Annotated in this window: 12 protein-coding genes; 4 read left to right on the top strand and 8 right to left on the bottom strand. The window is 57.4% G+C overall.

Annotated features, from left to right (window positions below; translation table 11 throughout):
• Window positions 1-43 precede the first annotated feature (43 nt).
• The 4 genes from aspS to pssA form a co-directional block, all read right to left on the bottom strand.
• Window positions 44-1,834: an aspartate--tRNA ligase gene (gene aspS / locus P4L78_RS11330; RefSeq protein ID WP_283151400.1), complete on the bottom strand. Its 1,791-nt coding sequence runs from the start codon at window positions 1,832-1,834 to the stop codon at window positions 44-46.
• 121 nt (window positions 1,835-1,955) lie between these two features.
• Window positions 1,956-2,645 (bottom strand): DUF502 domain-containing protein, encoded by a 690-nt coding sequence (locus tag P4L78_RS11325; RefSeq protein WP_283150281.1) that lies wholly within the window; start codon window positions 2,643-2,645, stop codon window positions 1,956-1,958.
• Window positions 2,646-2,705: 60 nt separating this feature from the next.
• Entirely contained in the window at window positions 2,706-2,966 is a 261-nt protein-coding gene (locus P4L78_RS11320) for an FmdB family zinc ribbon protein (protein ID WP_309328194.1), read from the bottom strand.
• Between the two features lie 137 nt (window positions 2,967-3,103).
• On the bottom strand, window positions 3,104-3,739 hold the full coding sequence (gene pssA / locus P4L78_RS11315) for a CDP-diacylglycerol--serine O-phosphatidyltransferase (protein WP_309328193.1): 636 nt from the start codon (window positions 3,737-3,739) through the stop codon (window positions 3,104-3,106).
• A 555-nt stretch (window positions 3,740-4,294) separates the two neighbouring features.
• Here pssA and P4L78_RS11310 point away from each other — a divergent pair.
• Window positions 4,295-5,911: a methyl-accepting chemotaxis protein gene (locus P4L78_RS11310; protein ID WP_283150283.1), complete on the top strand. Its 1,617-nt coding sequence runs from the start codon at window positions 4,295-4,297 to the stop codon at window positions 5,909-5,911.
• A 113-nt stretch (window positions 5,912-6,024) separates the two neighbouring features.
• Here P4L78_RS11310 and P4L78_RS11305 read toward each other — a convergent pair whose 3' ends face one another.
• From P4L78_RS11305 to P4L78_RS11290, 4 genes are all read right to left on the bottom strand, one after another.
• Complete coding sequence (locus tag P4L78_RS11305; protein ID WP_309328192.1) at window positions 6,025-8,955, bottom strand: EAL domain-containing protein; 2,931 nt, start codon at window positions 8,953-8,955, stop codon at window positions 6,025-6,027.
• 153 nt (window positions 8,956-9,108) lie between these two features.
• Window positions 9,109-11,160 carry a prolyl oligopeptidase family serine peptidase gene (locus P4L78_RS11300; RefSeq protein WP_309328190.1) on the bottom strand — a complete coding sequence of 684 codons (2,052 nt, stop codon included), beginning with the start codon at window positions 11,158-11,160 and terminating at the stop codon, window positions 9,109-9,111.
• 163 nt (window positions 11,161-11,323) lie between these two features.
• The gene (locus tag P4L78_RS11295) at window positions 11,324-12,319 is read right to left on the bottom strand and encodes a Gfo/Idh/MocA family oxidoreductase (protein ID WP_309328189.1); all 996 of its coding nucleotides are present in this window, start codon (window positions 12,317-12,319) and stop codon (window positions 11,324-11,326) included.
• Window positions 12,320-12,474: 155 nt separating this feature from the next.
• Window positions 12,475-13,191 carry a hypothetical protein gene (locus P4L78_RS11290; protein WP_283150287.1) on the bottom strand — a complete coding sequence of 239 codons (717 nt, stop codon included), beginning with the start codon at window positions 13,189-13,191 and terminating at the stop codon, window positions 12,475-12,477.
• A 271-nt stretch (window positions 13,192-13,462) separates the two neighbouring features.
• Here P4L78_RS11290 and P4L78_RS11285 point away from each other — a divergent pair, with 271 nt between their 5' ends.
• From P4L78_RS11285 to P4L78_RS11275, 3 genes are all read left to right on the top strand, one after another.
• Window positions 13,463-15,217 (top strand): response regulator, encoded by a 1,755-nt coding sequence (locus P4L78_RS11285; protein ID WP_309328187.1) that lies wholly within the window; start codon window positions 13,463-13,465, stop codon window positions 15,215-15,217.
• A 535-nt stretch (window positions 15,218-15,752) separates the two neighbouring features.
• Complete coding sequence (locus P4L78_RS11280) at window positions 15,753-15,971, top strand: hypothetical protein (RefSeq protein WP_309328186.1); 219 nt, start codon at window positions 15,753-15,755, stop codon at window positions 15,969-15,971.
• Window positions 15,968-18,056, top strand: a 2,089-nt coding sequence (locus tag P4L78_RS11275; protein ID WP_309328185.1) for an ESPR-type extended signal peptide-containing protein, incomplete at its 3' end; no start/stop codon positions are given. The genes P4L78_RS11280 and P4L78_RS11275, both read left to right, overlap by 4 nt.

Raw genomic sequence — 18,056 nt, 5'->3', positions numbered from 1 at the left:
TAGTGAAGGCTTTTTGTTTAAAACAAGCGTTCGATTGCTTAACTCAAGCTGCCGGCGTGGTGTTACGCAGGCGGATATGCAATTCGCGCAGTTGCTTTTCGTCGACCGCATTTGGTGCATTGGTCAACAGACACTGGGCACGCTGGGTCTTAGGGAAAGCGATCACGTCACGGATCGACTCGGCACCGGCCATCAACGTGACCAGACGATCCAGACCGAAAGCCAGGCCACCGTGAGGAGGCGCACCGTATTGCAGGTTGTCCAGCAAGAAGCCGAACTTGTTCTGCGCTTCTTCTTCGCCAATGCCCAGCGCGTCGAACACCGTCGATTGGACGTCGGCCTTGTGGATACGGATCGAACCACCGCCGATTTCCCAACCGTTCAGCACCATGTCGTAGGCACGCGCACGGCAAGCACCCGGCTGGTCTTTCAGCAGTTCCAGGTGTTCGACCTTCGGGCTGGTGAACGGATGGTGGCAGGCGTTCCAGCGCTTGCCATCGTCGTCGTATTCGAACATCGGGAAGTCCACAACCCACAACGGACGCCATTCGCGAACAAAGAAACCGCCCGCCTCGCCCTTTTCGTGGCCAATCTTCAAACGCAACGCGCCAATGGCTTCGTTAACGATCTTCTCTTTGTCTGCGCCAAAGAAGATGATGTCGCCGTTTTGCGCGCCGGTGCGCTCGACAATGGCTGCCAGCGATTCTGGCGTCAGGTTCTTCACGATCGGCGACTGCAGGCCTTCTTCGTTCAGCTTGGTGATGTCGTTAACCTTGATATAGGCCAGACCACGCGCACCGTAGATGCCAACGAACTGGGTATAGGCGTCGATTTCCGAACGGCTGAATGACGAACCACCTGGCACACGTAGACCAACCACGCGACCGCCTTCCATATTGGCTGCGCCAGCGAACACCTTGAACGGCACGTCTTTCATGACGTCGGTCAGTTCGGTGAACTTGAGCGAAACGCGCATATCGGGTTTGTCCGAGCCGTAATAGAACATGGCATCGTCGTACTTCATGCGCGGGAACTTGCCCAGATCCACGCCAATGGCTTCCTGGAACACATGGCGTGCCATGTCTTCAGTGATGTCCATGATTTCGTCTTCGTTCAGGAACGAAGTCTCGATATCGATCTGGGTGAATTCAGGCTGACGATCTGCGCGCAAGTCTTCATCACGGAAGCACTTGGTGATCTGGTAGTAACGGTCGAACCCGGCCACCATCAGCAACTGCTTGAACAACTGTGGCGATTGCGGCAGCGCAAAGAACATGCCGTCATGCACCCGGCTTGGCACCAGATAATCACGTGCGCCTTCCGGGGTCGAGCGGGTCAACATCGGTGTTTCCACGTCGATGAAACCACGGCTATCCAGGAAGTTACGCACCAGCAACGCCACTTTGTAACGCAGGCGCATGTTCTTTTGCATGGCCGGGCGACGCAGGTCGATCACGCGGTTTTGCAAACGCACGGTTTCAGAGAGATTTTCATCGTCGATCTGGAACGGTGGCGTATTGGCGGTGTTCAGTACTTTGATGTCTTTGGCCAGAATTTCGATCTCGCCGGAGATCAGATTCTTGTTGGTAGTACCTGCCGGACGATCACGCACGATACCGGTGATTTCCAGCACGTATTCGCTACGGCTGGCATCGGCTGTGGCAAAGGCTTCCGGGGTATCCGGATCGAACACCACCTGCACCAGACCTTCACGGTCACGCAAGTCGATGAAGATCACGCCACCGTGATCGCGGCGGCGATGTGCCCAGCCTTTGACGGTAACGGTTTGGCCGAGGAATCGTTTGTCGATCAAGCCACAGTAATCAGTACGTATCATTGTCTAAACCTGTTTTTCGATGGGTGCTATATGAAAATATGAAAAGCGTAATTGCAATAAACCAGAGTGCAAATAAATCGACCGGGCCAGCGCAAGCCAGCCCGGTCATGATCTGAAACTAAACGGGATTGGGCGCGGCTACTACTGCGGGCGCAGGCACGACAGCGGGCCGGCTGGTTGGCACCACAACGCCCATGGAAATCACGTATTTCAGCGCTTCGTCCACGCTCATGTTCAGCTCGCGTACATCCGCACGGCGTGCCATGAACAAAAAGCCGGAAGTCGGGTTCGGCGTGGTCGGCACAAACACCGAAACCAGGTCGCCACCCAGATGATCCGCAATTTCCCCGCCCGGCTGGCCGGTCATGAAGCCAACTGACCAGGTACCTTGATGCGGAAACTGCACCAACAAAGCCTGGCGAAACGCTTGGCCGGAATCAGAAAACACTGTGTCCGAGACTTGCTTCACGCTGGAATAAATCGAGCGCACGATCGGGATACGGTTGAGCAGATGCTCGCCAATCAGCAGCAAACGACGGCCCAGCACGTTGGTCGCCACTACGCCGGTAATCAGCACCACCAGCACGGTCAAGACCACGCCAAAACCCGGGATATGGTGTGCGCCATCCAGGAAAGGCGCATAAGGTGCAACCAGCTTGAGCAGCCAGAAATCAGGCCGCACTGCCTGGGGCAGCAATGTCCCCAACTGATCCATTGTGCCAATGATCAGATTCAGCACCCACAGGGTGATGCCCAGAGGCACCCACACCAACAGGCCGGTCAGCATGTATTTCTTGAAATGCGTCATTCAGGTTTGAGCCTTGCGCCACAGGCGCGAAAACGATGTTATTGACCAGCCCAAGGCAGGTCAGTGGCACGCGCAGCCGGGGCTGCACGAGGCCGCAGGGGCGTCGCTGGCAGCCGAAGAGGTTGAAGACGCGGTGCTGCCGCCTTTGAAGTCAGTGGCGTACCAGCCGGTGCCTTTCAGTTGAAAGCCAGCCGCGGTCACCTGCTTTTGATAAGCACCAGCCTTGCAGGACGGGCATTCGGTCAGCAGGGGGTCTGACATCTTTTGCATATGATCATTTTGATAGCCGCAAGCGGTGCAGCGGTAAGCATAAATAGGCATGTGCATATCCCCAAAAGAAACGGATTATACCGTGTTAGCCCAGTTCGGGGCATTACCAGCAAAATCAAGCGTATAGACGGTTTTGAGCTGCAATCTCCACGCTGGCGCCAGCTAGATTGCCTGGCCCGGCCGCTTGCTCAGGGCTTGGGAATGCGCAAAGTGCGGCTGATCATCAGCGAGCCCGAAACCGCAAACATCAGCACCAGCGGATGCAGCCGCCACGGCCCAATGTGGACATAACCAAACCACAGCGCATCGCCCACCGCCCCACTCCATGCCGCCGCCGCCAGAACAAACACCAGCAACAGGGAAGTCGGAATCGGTGTGCCTTCGTAATACTTCACCTTGCCGGACTCACCCTTGAGTTGTTCGGCGGTGACGTTGTATCGCGCCAGCCGGCTCACGCCACAAGCCACAAAATAACCCAGCACGACGCGGTCCCACATGCCTTGCATGCCAGCGCCATAGGCAATGGCGGCAGGTGCCACGCCAAATGAAATCACATCGGCCAGCGAATCAAGTTCGCGCCCGAGCGCCGACTGCGCATGACGCCAGCGCGCCACCTGGCCATCCAGCACGTCGAACAGTAACGCCAGCGGAATCAGGCTGCAGGCGATCAATAAATGAACGGGAGCCTGGCGTTGCAGATAGGTCATTACGGAGAACAACGCGCCGGTGCCGCACAAGGCGTTGGCCAGGGTAATCCAGTCCGCCAGATGAAAACTGCGGATCATCGAAAAATGGCGGGGTTGTTTGTTGCGCTCTTCGCTCAAGATGGCTCCATTGCGGCCGAAACAGCGTAATGAAAATGAGCCGTATCTTAGCAGCAAACATGTGGCAAAACGCCGTGCTCGCCGTTGGCACAGGTGGCCGGGCCAACTGCACCAGAGCATATATTCGTCCGTGTGCGGCTGATCTGGCGATACCGCATTGGCAGAGCGAGATGCCAATGCGGATTGACGGTCGCTCGATAAACCACTGCCGACCGATTTCCCGCATCAAAACTGACGCCACATATTGACACCAGACTGACTTTTTCTATCAGTAAACAGCACAATCAATAGGACAAAAACCTGGCCGCACACCTGGTTTTGCAATCCATTTCAAAGCGGGTATCGAGATTGAAACACTTGATCATTTTTTCAGTGCATCCCGCACTATCCTCGTGCAAACTGGCTAAAAAATGCACCAAGACGGCTATTTACGAAGTAGCCGCGCCAGAGACCGGAAACCGGAACCATTCGCCTACAGTGTTCGCCTTACCCGCTAGCGGCTCGCTCAAGAAGCTGCGGCAATTTGTAAGCAAAACAGAATTATGGAGAGTTTAAATGAGCATTGGTCACCGTTTAATTGCAATGATTGCCGTCGCGCTGGCCGCGGTGCTGGTCATTGGCGCGACAGGAATGTACCAGTTTTCGCAAATCCAGTCGGGCGTAACCCGGCTGATGGACGATGACATCGACAGCATGCTGATCGCCAACGATCTGAACAACAGCTACAAAGTTGAGCAAATCGAGTTGGGCCGATTGATTCTGGAACAGAACCCGGACAATCGCGTGGCCTTGAGCAAGGGCATCGCGGAAACGCGCGAGAAGCTCAAAACACAGATCGGCTCGTACGAGAAAAGCCGCGTGCATGACGACGAAGACACGGCAGCCTTCGGCGCCTTCAAGACCTCGCTGAATCAACTGCACACCGTATTCGATCAAATCATCAAAGCTTCGGAAGCCGGTGACAACGCCACGGCGATTACCGTAGCGGGCACGCAAGGCCGTGACGTATCGATTGAAGTCGAAAAGACGCTGGAAAAAGTCTCCGCGTATAACGTTAACCGGGCGCAAAAAGAGCAAGCCGGCATCGACCAGCGCCGCCACACTGCGCAGATCTGGTTTATTGCCGTCATTGCCGTTGCCGCGCTGGTGCTGATTGCCGGTGGCATTGTGCTTTACAACGCGATCCGCCAACCGCTCAACGCCATGAAGAAGACGTTTACCCAGGTTCAGCAGAATCTGGACTTCACGTTGCGGGTGCCGTTAACCCGACGTGACGAAATTGGTGCAGCAGTACGCGCATTCAACCAGTTGCTGGACGGTCTGCAAAACAGCCTGCAAGGTATCCATCAACAAATTCGCCAGGTTGCCGGTGCCGCCACCGATATGTCGCGCTCCGCCGCCGAGATGTCTGGCAATGCCACCAACACCAGCGAAGCCGCCAGCAATATGGCCGCAACGGTTGAACAGGTCACCGTCAGTATCACCCACGTGGCAGATCGGGCTGGTGAAGCCAACGAGTTGTCGCGTCACTCGGGCAAGCTGGCGCAAACTGGCTCGCAAGTGATCGAGTCCACCGTCAGCCGCATCGAAGGCATTGCCGGTACTGTGCGCACTGCCGCGGATGAAATCGGAAACCTGCAAACCATGAGCGGCCAGATCAACGCCGTGGTGAAAGTCATCAAGGAAATTGCGGACCAGACCAATTTGCTGGCTTTGAATGCAGCAATTGAAGCGGCCCGAGCCGGCGAACAAGGCCGCGGCTTTGCGGTGGTGGCAGATGAAGTGCGCAAGCTGGCAGAGCGTACGTCGGCATCTACCCAGGAAATTTCGGCAACGGTTAGCTCAATTCAGGATGGCGCGCTGCGTGCAGTGTCCAGCATGCAGGAAGTGGTCTCGCGCATGGAAGATGGCGTGGATCATGCCCGTCAGGCTGGCCAGGCGATTATTGAAATTCGCCACGGTGCCAACGATGTGGTGGAACGCGTGGATGACATCAGCACTGCGATCCAGGAGCAAAGCGCGGCCAGCAACAATATCGCGCAACTGGTGGAACGGATTGCCCAGATGTCGGAAGGCAACAGCGCCTCCGCCCGCCATACTGCTAGCGCAGCGCAACAGCTGCACCAACTGGCTGGCGACATGCAACGTGAAGTGGAACGCTATCGGGTTTAACACCGCTGGCACACCGCAAATAAAAAGCCCGGCTCTGCGTCGGGCTTTTTATTTTTTTGGCTGCCTGAAAGAGATAGCCTGATACTGATCGGCCCTCTCGCACTGCAAAAACCTCAACGCACTTCCACCAGATCCAGCGCCCACGTTCTGGCGCAGGTTTCCTTGATCTGTGCCGCCAGGCTCACCAGATCGATATCGCCAATGGGCATAGGTCGGGCGAACAAAAAGCCCTGCAATTTGCTGGACCCCATCGCCCGCAGCCGATCCACTGTCGCGACCGTCTCAACGCCTTCCGCGACCACATCCAGCTGCATGGCCTGTGCTAGCTGGATCACACATTGCACAATCGCTGCGCTTTTAGGGTCGCTATCCAGCGAGTGCATAAAGCTCTTGTCGATCTTGATGGCATCAAACTGGTAGTGATGCAGATAGCTGAGTGAGGCATAGCCTGTGCCAAAGTCATCCAGCACTACCTTAACGCCCGCCGCCTGCAACGCTTGCATGGTCTGGTTGGCTTGCACTGGATCAGCCACCAGCGCACCCTCGGTCACTTCAATCTGCAGGCGTTCCGGCGCGATACCAAAGTGGCGCATCCGGTCCAGAATGGTTTGTGCACAGTTGGGCTGCACCAGGCTCAAGCCGGACCAGTTCAGATGAATCGGTGGCCAGTGCGTCGGCACCTGCGACAGCCAGCGGCAGAGCCAGTCCAGCATGTAGTAATCCAGGCGGGTGATCAGTTTGGTGTTCTCGGCCACGGCCAGCAATTGTGCGGGCATGGTCCAGCTGCCATCCAGCGAACGCCAGCGCATCAGCGCTTCAAATGCCACCACCTCGCCTTTCTGGCAATCCACAATCGGCTGCAGGAACGGCACGATGGCGTCCTGGCCTTTGAGCGCATTGCGAAAGCGCGTTTCCTGCTCCAGCAAATCGCCAGCCTGCTCGCGCAAATTATGGTTGAACAACACATAACCATCGCGCCCGCGCTCTTTAGCCAGATACATGGCCGAATCCGCATCGCGCAGCAAATCCTGCGGAGTCTGATGCAGTTCGGGCTCGGCCAGCACAATGCCTAGCGAGCAACTGACAAAAATCGATTGCCGCGCCAGCACAATGGGGTGATCGAACGCATCGACAATGCGTTGCGAGATCAGCGTGGCCGCGTCCGCCACGCGTACACCTGGCAACAGAATGGCAAACTCGTCGCCACCAATGCGGGCCAGCAAATCACCATCCCGCAAGCAGTGCTGGATGCGTTTGGCCGCTTCAATCAGCAAGGTGTCGCCTTCGATATGACCAAAGGTGTCGTTGATGTGCTTGAAGCGATCAAGGTCGGCAAAGATGACCGCAAACGATTCTTCGGAAACGCCCAGGCCCTGCCAGGCGGCATCCAGCTCGCGCATGAAGTAATTGCGGTTGGCGATCCCGGTCAGCGCGTCATGCAGGTTTTCGAATTGCAAGCGGGAGTTAGCGGAATCCAGATCCTGCGTGCGCTCTTGTACTCGCTGTTCCAGTTCCACATAGGCCGCATGCAGCCGGTCCGCGGTGCGCTTGCGCGACAGCGCGGTGCCGATGTGATGCGAGACGAAAGTCATCAACGCCATTTCGGCGTCGCCAAATTCAATTTGGCCTTCGTAAATCTGGATCACGATCACGCCGCAAACGTCGTTATCTTCAAACAACGGCGCACCCAGCCACCAGGTGAAGTTATCGTCGCGATTTAAAAACCGCCGATCGATCTCGCCTGCCATGGCCAGGTCAGTGGCTACGGCCCGGTTTACCAACACCGGTCGCCGCTGGCGAATGACATATTCGGTCAGGCCGCGCTGCATCTTGCGCGGCTTGGGTGTGGTTTCGCAGCTATCGACAAAATACGGAAAGCTGACGATATCGGTGTCGGCGTCATGCAGCGCAATAAAGCAGTTTCTGGCATAAACCAGCGTACTGATAATGGCGTGAATCTGGCCGTAAAAGTCGGCCATTTCAATGGGCCGCGAAGATAACTCGGCAATCTGGAATAACGCGTGCTGCAACGCTTCACCGCGCTCGCGTTCTTCGACTTCGCTTAGCAAGCGCTGGTTCAGTTGCACCAGTTCTTCGGTGCGGCGGGCAACTTCGGATTCCAGAAACGCCTTGCGCAAAAAGCGCTCCAGCGCCAGTCCGACGTGCTGCGCCGTCAGCAAAAACAGGCGCTGGTCATCCGCGTCGTAGCGATAGCCTGGCCGATAGGTTTGCACCGCGATCACACCGATCACGTCGTCGTTGGCGCCACGTAACGGTGCGCCAATCCAGGATTCGGCCACCGGCCCTTCCGTGCCCAGACTGCCGGTGCGCTGCCGATACAGAATGCCTTCGCGGTCGATCAGTAGCGGTTCGGCGTTGCGGATCACCCAGCCAGTCAGCGAAATTTCATCCGGCGTAAACGGGGTTTCAGTGGCCGGGTCCGGCGGCGCATCGTCCAGCGTGTCGACAAAATATGGAAAACGCAGGGTTTGCCGGGCGCGGTCATACAGCGCCACGTAGAAATTTTCGGCATCGATCAAGGTGCCAATCACTTGATGCACCTGCGGCAAAAAGACATCCAGCTGCGTTTCACTGGCAGCCAGATCGGCCAGCCGGATCACGGCGTCTGCAATTTTTTGCAAATGGTCTGAATGCCGGCTCAGCACGGAGCGGCCAAAAACCTCGGCAGCGCACATCGCCACAAAGTGATCGACCTGCCCGCGCACAATCAGACAGCCATCGGGGCGCAGTGGATCGCCAGCGAAAAACGCCTGACCGCCCATATCGCCAATGGCGTCGATGGGGTTGTCGTCCTGCAAGGCTTCGACAAACGGGTTGAAGTCGTCGATGCCGGCGACTTGCTGCCACGATTCATCACGATGGATAAACCAGGCCCAGTCACCGATCAGCCAAACCGGTTTATCGGCCTCCAGGCAAGCGGCAATACCGACCAGCGAGCGTTGCTGCAGCAATGCGCGACAGACGGCGGCGGTACCGGCCAAGCCTTGCGGTGCATCGTTTGCCCAAACGGGTTTGATACTCATGCGCTAGCACCACGGCTGTGTATTACTCGGATATTCATTTGCCAAACGCAATTTTGCAATCGTCATACCCTATTGTGTGGCGCTTTTCTCGAAGGCGCAGTACCGCAAACTGCTCATCAGCCACCAACCGCGACACACAGCGCCGCTTTAGGGTTAGCGCAACTGCCGCCACAAATAGCTGAATTCCAGCGCCAGCAGATGCGCACGTTGCTCATTATCCGCCGCGCCGCCGTGTCCGCCTTCGATATTCTCGTAATACAACACCGGGTGTCCAAGCGCCAGCATGCGCGCGGCCATCTTGCGGGCATGCGCCGGATGCACGCGATCGTCCCTTGTGGAGGTAGTGAATAACACTTCCGGATAGTTGCTGTCAGCTTGCAGGTTCTGGTACGGGCTATAGCGCGACATAAATGCCCAATCATCGTCGAGATCGGGATTGCCGTATTCGGCCATCCACGAGGCACCGGCGAGCAAGGTGTGATAGCGCCGCATATCCAGCAAGGGCACCGAGCACACCACAGCGTTGAACAGTTCCGGGCGCTGGGTAAAGGTTGCCCCGACCAGTAAACCGCCGTTGGAACCACCCATGATGCCCAGATGTTCGGGACTGGTGACACCACGGTCGATCAGGTCTTCGGCAACAGCAATAAAGTCGTCATAGCTGCGCTGTTTGTTTTCGCGGATCGCACTGCGGTGCCAGTCCGGGCCAAACTCGCCACCGCCGCGAATATTGGCGACGACCCACTGCGCGCCTTTATCCAGCCAGGCGCGGCCATATACAGCGGAGTACCAAGGCTCCAGCGATACCTCAAAGCCACCGTAGCCATACAACAGCGTGGGTTGTGGAGTGCCGCTGGCAGCGTTGTTGCCAATCAAAAAGTAGGGAATGCGCGTGCCATCGGCGGAGACGGCGAACCGTTGCTCTACCCGCAGTTTGTCCGTGCCGAACAAGGTGGTGCGCGCTTTCAGACATTCGCGCTCCGCGCTATCGGTATTGGCCAGGTAAAGGGAATCCGGCGTGAGAAAATCGGTGTAGCTCAGCAGATAATGTTCGGCCAGCGGGTCCTCGGCCAGTTGCGGATCATGCAAAGCGCCCACGCCCAGCGTACCTGGAAAAGGCGCATCCACAGCCTCGCCGCGAAAATGCCCAGCCGCGTCCTGACGCCATATCTCCAGTTTGCCAGCCACGTTATCCAGCACGTTCAGCAGCACGGTGTCGCGGGTCAGGGTGTAGTCGGCCAGAGAACGCGTGGCACTTGGCGTGAAGATCGCCTGAGCGTGCTTGTCGCCACCCTGCCATGCCGCCGCTTTGGCAATCAACAGCGAGCCTGCTGGCCAGTTCTGCTCGGCAACGGTGAGCGGGCTGCGCAAGCGCAGTAGCAGTTGGTCGCGCACGAAATGCGGGGATGAATCAGTCGGCACATCCAGCGCCAGCAAAGTGTCGTCGTCGTGCAGCACAAAGGTATGCGCGTTGTAAAAATCGATCGACTGGGTAAACACGGTGCGCTCAAAACCCGGTGTGTGATCCACCCAGACGCTCACGGCGACATCCGTCGTTGCGCCTTCGAATACGGTAACGGCTTCGGCCAGCGGCTTGCCACGCTGCCAGCGCTTGATAACGCGTGGATAACCCGAATCGGTGAGCGAGCCTTCGCCAAAATGGGTACTGACATAAATGGTGTCGCCGTCGATCCAGTCCACGCTGGATTTGGCTTCCGGCAGCACAAACCCGTAAGTCAGAAAAATTTTACTGACCGTATCGAATTCGCGCACCACCACGGCGTCCGCGCCGCCGCGCGATAGCTGGATCAAACAATGCCTATGATCCGGCCCGAGTGTGTGTGCTCCGGCCCAGACCCAGTTTTCGTTTTCCTGCAGCGATAGTTCATCCAGGTCCAGCACGGTTTCCCAGTCTGGAGCCGGTTTGCGATATTCATCCAGCGTGGTCCGCCGCCACAATCCGCGCTTATGGTCCTGGTCTTGCCACAGGTTATAAAACCACTCACCGCGGCGCACCACATAAGGAATGCGGTCACTGGCATTGAGCACATCGAGGATCTGCGGCTTGAGTTCGGCGTATTCCGGCTGCCCGGTCAGTTCGCGCTGCGAAACCGAATTGCGGCCCTCAACCCAGGCCAGAGCCCGTTCACTGTCTATCTCTTCCAGCCACTGATACGGGTCGTCACTTGGCAAAGTCTGGGTCATGATTCGGGGTTCTGGTTAGCGCTGCAGTGGTAAAAACAAGCAAGTAGTGCAAGCCGCGTTGCGGGCAAATTCATCCACAAGTCATACCGGCTTATAGACAGCTTATCCACAATTTATTCACATACATTTTCAAAGTCCGCACCCACCGATGAAAGTGCCGTGATCAATCCAGCGTCACCCATTTTCCCGGCTGCGCCAACGTGCGAGTAATGACCTGCATGTCACGCCAGCCAGCGGCAAAATCGCTGGTAACCGGCTGACCACTGCGAATCGCCCGGACAAAAGCACGCATCTCGGCGGCATAGCCATCGTCATCGTCCCGGCGCCATTCGCGGGTTTTATCGGGGCGCACAGAAGTCAGCAGCAATTTGCGCCCGTCGTATATCGCCGCACCATGTTCGGCCAGCAGCACCAGTCGCCACTCATTGTGCGCCGCTGCGGAGAAATACAGGTTGAGCGTCACGTTGACGCCTGAAGCGGTTTGCGCGCTTAGCATGGCGCCATCGAGTTGCCCGAGCTTGGGATTAACCTGGCTGGGAGACAAACTGGCACGAGAGATTTCGCCGAGCAAATCGCGCACCACGGCGATGTAATGCACGCCCGCATCCAGCACCAGCCCGCCGGGGAAAGCCTCCGATGACCGCCAGCCGCTAGCCAGGTAACGGTTGTCTTCCTGCATCAGTGTCATGGCGTTCCAGTTCAAGGCGTAGGGCCGACCAGCCTCGCCAGAATCCAGCCACTGCTTGATGCGCTCGAATGCGGCGGCGTAGCGAAAATTCTCGGCCACCATGGTGATCAGATGTGGGTATTGCGCCGCGAGCGCCAGCATTTCTTGTGCTTCGGCCTCGGTTGCGGCCAGCGGTTTTTCCACCAGTACGTGCTTGCCAGCAGCCAGCGCTGCCCGCGTGGCGCGCAGGTTTTCCGTGGCCGGAAGCACGATATCAACCGCTTCGATGTCGGGGCGCGCCAGCAATTCGTCCCAGCCCACGTACCAATCCACACCGCCGGACATGGCCGAGAAGTGCTGGGCTTTCTGGGCGGTGCGGTTGCATATGGCAACCAGTTCTACATGTTCGGTCACCGCTTGCAGTGCGGGCCAATGCAGCTCACGAGCGGCGACACCGCAACCGATCATCCCGATCTTGACGGGGTGATTCATGGGTCTGGCTCCTGAAAGTCGGGGGAATGTTTTTTTAAAATTATGAGAACTGGCGTTACGTTAACGCGGACCGATGGCCGGACGCAAAACGGCGGCGCAAGCCCAGGTATAAGTACAACACCTGACCCGCGCCGCCGTGCATCGGTAGCAGCAAATTATGGCGCCAGCAGTGGTTCCAGCTTGGCTTTGGCCGACTCCACCCAGTCCGGGATATAAAACTGGGCATCGTCGATGGCAATGGCTTCGACTTCGGTAAACAGCTCAACCGACTTGGGCGCACCGCGTCGCGACTGGCGCGCAATGTGCGACACCTTCCACATGGTTTGTTTGACCGTTTGCGGCTTGTTCCACAAATCGTCCAGATGGGTCAGGCCCGACGGCAACACAAAGTAGGCGTCAATCTGGTCGTAGGTGGTTTTTTCGTGAAAGCGGGCCGGATACAAACACAGCAGCAAGTACGGCAGATAGTGCGGTTGCAGCCCGGCATGATCGAAGATGCCGCGGGTGTTGGCATCCATCAGCGCACGTTGAAAATCGCCCCACGCCAGCTTGCGGCCCGACAACGAATACGCCTTCAGATAGACCGGATAAAGCTGGTCCAGCAACCATGCGCGAATGCGCTTGCCATTGGCAACATCCAGCGCCGAAGGCGGCAAATTGAATACGTTGTGACGATATTTTTCGATGGAACTGCAACGGCTGCCGCCTTTGTGGGCAAAGTGCGTCATCGTGTGCGGCGGATGCGCCACGCGCAGCACCAGTTCGGCCTCACAGATCTCACACAGGCCAACGGCGTTGTCACCATAAGTGTGACGAAACCACTCCGCGCTCTGGATTCCTTGCCCGTTCGGGTCTGTGGCGCGATGCGTCATGGACATCTCCTTCTTTGATTCTTTGATAATTGGCTCAGCACTGCGCTAATTATGACGGTTTGGATACGGTTACGGGAGAAGATACCGCTGCAACCGGACTATTTCCTGCCAGACGCCGGACGCATGTCAGCTGTCGCCATGCCCGTGCTGCCTCTTGTCCATCGCGGAAAACCCCTTGGTACATGCCGGAATCCAGCTACATTGAAACGATACCCAGCGTAATTACTGTCTTCACTCTGACGCTGCCTGGAGTAAAGCCTGGAGCCGTGCAATGTACCGGATCGTGATTGCCGAAGAACAACCGCTTACCCGTCACGCCATACGCAATCTGCTGGAACAAGAAGGTCACGAGGTCGTCGAAGAGGCCGTCGACGGCATGGATGCGCTGCATCGCGTGCTGGAACTCAAACCGGATATCCTGATTCTGGCGTTGCGGCTCAAACGCCTGGGCGGACTGGAAGTCATCAAACGTTTGCGTCAACACGGAGCAGACACCCGCGTGCTGGTACTCACAGCCCAGGACAGCGGCCACTTTATCAGCATGTGTCTGCAGGAAGGTGCCGCCGGTTTTGTCAGCAAGACGGATGACCTGGGCGATCTGGTACAAGCGGTGGAGGCCGTAGGACGCGGGCGAACTTTCTTCCCTTCCTCCGTACTGGAATTTACCGGCACTGACCCGGCCACCCAGGCGGCCGACGCGCAGATTCAGACCCTGTCGCCACGCGAAATGACCGTGCTTAATTATCTGGCCGCCGGGCGCAGCAACCGGGAGATCGCCCAAGCGCTGATTCTGAGTGATCGCACCGTCAGCACCTATAAAATCCGCCTCATGCGCAAGCTGAACGTGAGTTCACTGATTGAACTGGCAGAGGTTGCCAAACGGCATAACGTGCTGGGACCGGGCCAGAGTGCCGAGGCCGAGTCCAATGCCTTGCAGGTCATTGACGAGCAAAACCCCCATCTGACAAAAACGATTCTGGATGCCATTCCCTCACCTGTCACCATTCGTGACCTGACCGGTACCGTGCTGTTTGCCAATGTGTATTTGCGGTCCACGTTTACCCTGCCAGGTCGTGAGGTCATGGGTAGCAATCTGGACGATCTGGGTGGCTTGTTCGACCTGACGCAAGTCGCTGCCGTCAAGACTGCATTTGCCGATGCGGTGCAGGAAGCCAGGCCCTATTCTTGCGAAGTAGCTTTTCCCGGAAAAGATGGCACCAAGGCCGTGCTGCACTGGGGCGCGCCGATCCTGAACGAACAAAGCGAGCTGATCGCCATGGTGTGCGGCAGCCAGAATATCTCCAGTCTGGAAAGGGGATTTCAGAAACTGCGCCAGGCCAAAGAGCATGCGCAAGCCGCCAGCAAGGCAAAAAGCGTGTTGCTGGGGCAAACCGACTGGCAACTAGGCGAACCCGTACAGTTGATCGGCGAGTTACTGCAACAACTGCAAACAGACCGTGCCAGCCTGCCGCTTGCAACCCAGGAGGTGCTGGGCAAAACACGCGACGCTTTGCTGGCATTGCGCACGCGGCTCACCAACCTGGAACTGTTGGTCCAGGCGGAAGGCGATGATCAGGGCTTGCTCGCGGTGCGCACGCCACTGCATGGCCTGACCGTGGAATTGCTTGAGTCCTGGCGCAATGCCGCCAGCCAGCGAGGTCTGGACCTGCAACTGGCGCAAAGCGGTACCGGCATGCAACAAGATCAGGTCTGGCTGGATCAGCGCTGTTACGCCGGGATTATGAATGCGCTGATGCGCCATGCTGTCGCCACCACGTCAGGCACTGGCACGTTGCATGTGCAGTTGCATTCCACGCTGCAAAGTCGCGCCATGCTGGACATGCAACTGGATATTTCCATTGATACTGCGGATGCGATCTGGCTGGATCAACCTGACCAAGATCACGCCAGCATGTTGCTGTGTCGGCAGTTGGTGGAGCGTCTGGATGGGCGCCTGAATCTGCACGGGCAGCAAATCAGTATGTGGCTGCCGCTGCCTCGCGCGCTGGATGAGCCAGCGCCATAACGTGACTGCGGATATGTGCCAGGCATTCATCAGGTGCAACGCCGGTGAATGGGCAATTCCTTGAAAAACCGGCCTCGCAGATACGATGTAGTGCCATTCCTACGTCACGTGCGTGATCTGGCGATTATCGTCATTTTCTAAAACTTTCATGATAGCAGCCATGTATTGGTCATAAGACCAGTTGGATGGCTGTTATCTGAAAGGGCTTCCCATGAAATTCGTTTCGAATACCTGCCGTATTTGTGCTGACCCTGTACCGAAAAACCAGGCTGTCTTGAATTACGGCTGGCTAGCGGGATTCTGAGAGCATTTCATTTGCTGGATATATTGCGCTGGTTTTAAAAGCCAGACGCGGCAGTTTCATTTCCAGCTCATCAGAGCCAGCGGCTTGCTGCTTTTCAATAACGTGAATCCGCTTTGTTTCGCTCCATTGCGAGGCAATGTCACGTCCCTAATTACTTCATGAATGACCGAGTTGGCGAATTTTAATTGGGCATGACCAATTCATCTCATTCAGCAAAGTGAGCATCCTCAAATGAAAAGAAATTATTTTGTGACCGATGAAAACCTGCGAATAGATGCCAATCAGAATTTGCCGCAACGCCATACCGCAATGAGCACAGCTAAAGATCGATTCAATCTCGAAGACTTCATCACCATTGCCAATGCGGGCAATTCAAGGGCTGACCAGCTTGCATTGCAAGCAGTGCTCCGCGCTCCAGCCAACTCTTTGAGTGGGGAGTACCAATCATGAACCGCTTCTTTCGCACAATCTGGAATGCCAGCCGCAATGCTTGGGTTGCCGTCGCCGAGAATGCCTCTGCACATGGCAAACCGGCCAAACAGCAGACAGTGGGCGAGCACGTGAGTTTGCCTCGCAGCGTGTTGGCCGTGGGCTACGGACTGGTTTTGGCGCTGGCCAATGTAGATGCGTTGGCCGTGGCAACCATTGAACTGTCCGAAGACGACACCAAAACAATCCTTGGCGGCTACAAGGACCAGGCCAAAGCCGGTGGCGCCGCACCGGATGCCACGCAAGTCGTTGAAAACTATTTCTTTACTGGAGGAACATTGGATGTAACCGGTGGTTACTACCGCGCAACCGGCAAATTCACCGTCGCCGAAGGGCAATATGGCAAGATCACTGGCGGCAGTGGTACTGGGCTGCCTTCCTACTTTCCGACGCTTCCGGCACTAGATGTCGCGCCGTCGAAATCCGGTGCCATGTTCCTGCTTTACGACCCGCGCGAACCGGGCGGCCAATTGGTGCTGGAAAAGAACGCCACGCTGGAAATCGCGTTCAATTATGAAGGCCGCAATTATGTCGCCGTAACCAACAACGGCAACTACGACTACAACTACACGCCAGTGGTCTTCGGCGAAAACAGTCATATCAAGCTGACTGGCGGGACGTTCCGCTACGACCCCTATCGCCACGATACCGATGTAAAACTCTCCAATTTCATCTTTAACGGAGGCTGGCTTTCAACCCGCGGCGGCGACGATATCATCACTGCGGATGAAGACAACCAAGCCATCGGCAAGATCGAGATGGGCATGGGTTCGGACACCTTTATCGTGCCCGAAGGCATCTCCATCACCGCATTGCGAGTCAACGGCCAGCCAGTGAGCGAAGTGCGGATGTACGAATTTGCCGATACCCAGGACAAAGGCACCGGCGGACTGACCGGCAGCATGGGGGAAGGCACCGGGCAAAACCCCAGTGACACCGTGCAAATCAGCAGGAATGCTTCGTCCACCGACATCGTCTACAACTTCGGTTATTACAACGATTTCATGACCGTGGCTGACGGTGCGCAACTCATCGGCGGCAAGGTCAGCATGGGCAATGGTCCGGATACCTTCACCGCCACGGCCGCGACGCTCAATGGTGTATCGATCAAGCTTGATGACGGCGATGACACGCTGAACCTGACCGGCACCACGCTGCAAGGCGGCGTCGCCATTGATCTGGGCAACGGCAACGATACGGCCAATCTGCGCGACATGTCGCTGAATCTGGCAAACGCATCGAGCATGCTGCTGGGCGCGGGCAACGATACGGCCAATCTCACCAATGTGAGCATTTTCGGCAGCACCACTACCGACTCGATCACCTTCGGTGCAGGCACCGACACGCTGAACCTCACCCGCGTCAATGTGGACCAGGCCAGCATCGGCATGACCAGCGGCGCCAATGTGGTGAACGTACTGGCCGACGTGAGCGGTGGGACGACTGTTGTCACCGACAGCCTGAACTTCACCAGCACCGACAAGCTCAGCACACTGCGCATTCAGGACAGTGCGACCTTGGCTCTGGACGATGCCAACGTGGGCTTTGCCGGGAAAGTACAAGTCAACACAGGCGGGACACTCGCAGGGAATGGCGCCGTGACCTCGACCAACGGTGTGGCGCTGAACGGCACATTGCAGGTTGGCGATGGCGCTACGGATGGCACGCTGAGCGTAACCGATAGCGTGCGCATCGACGCCAACGACGGCGCCCTGATCACCGGTAGCGGCACATTGTCGTCCAGCGGCATTACGCTGAACGGCAGCGTCGATGCCAAGGTCGAAGCGGACCGCGCCCTGGTTTACAACGACGGGCTGGCTGGCACCGGCAGCCTGCACAAGGCAGGCAGCGGTACGCTGGCGCTGGGCGCGGCGAACAGCTACAGCGGCGGCAGCAACGTCGATGCAGGCACCTTGCTGCTCAACAACCAGGACGCCGCCGGGATCGGCGCCGTGGGGGGGGGGGGGGGGCGGGCCGGGGCGGGGGGGGTGGCCGGGGCGCCAGCGGCCGACCCCCCCCCCCTAGCCACCCCGCACACCCCCACCC

Source organism: Silvimonas sp. (assembly GCF_031291215.1).
GTDB lineage: Bacteria > Pseudomonadota > Gammaproteobacteria > Burkholderiales > Chitinibacteraceae > Silvimonas > Silvimonas soli.
Note: the sequence above shows the minus strand (reverse complement) of the source record. Positions and strands in the feature narration are given on the sequence as shown.

Bases quoted from the DNA above. Each gene is read 5' to 3' on its own strand.
- P4L78_RS11325 (WP_283150281.1), bottom strand. From the start codon at position 2,645: ATGACGCATTTCAAGAAATACATGCTGACCGGCCTGTTGGTGTGGGTG.
- P4L78_RS11320 (WP_309328194.1), bottom strand. From the start codon at position 2,966: ATGCCTATTTATGCTTACCGCTGCACCGCTTGCGGCTATCAAAATGAT.
- P4L78_RS11310 (WP_283150283.1), top strand. From the start codon at position 4,295: ATGAGCATTGGTCACCGTTTAATTGCAATGATTGCCGTCGCGCTGGCC.
- P4L78_RS11305 (WP_309328192.1), bottom strand. From the start codon at position 8,955: ATGAGTATCAAACCCGTTTGGGCAAACGATGCACCGCAAGGCTTGGCC.
- P4L78_RS11300 (WP_309328190.1), bottom strand. From the start codon at position 11,160: ATGACCCAGACTTTGCCAAGTGACGACCCGTATCAGTGGCTGGAAGAG.
- P4L78_RS11295 (WP_309328189.1), bottom strand. From the start codon at position 12,319: ATGAATCACCCCGTCAAGATCGGGATGATCGGTTGCGGTGTCGCCGCT.
- P4L78_RS11290 (WP_283150287.1), bottom strand. From the start codon at position 13,191: ATGACGCATCGCGCCACAGACCCGAACGGGCAAGGAATCCAGAGCGCG.
- P4L78_RS11285 (WP_309328187.1), top strand. From the start codon at position 13,463: ATGTACCGGATCGTGATTGCCGAAGAACAACCGCTTACCCGTCACGCC.
- P4L78_RS11280 (WP_309328186.1), top strand. From the start codon at position 15,753: ATGAAAAGAAATTATTTTGTGACCGATGAAAACCTGCGAATAGATGCC.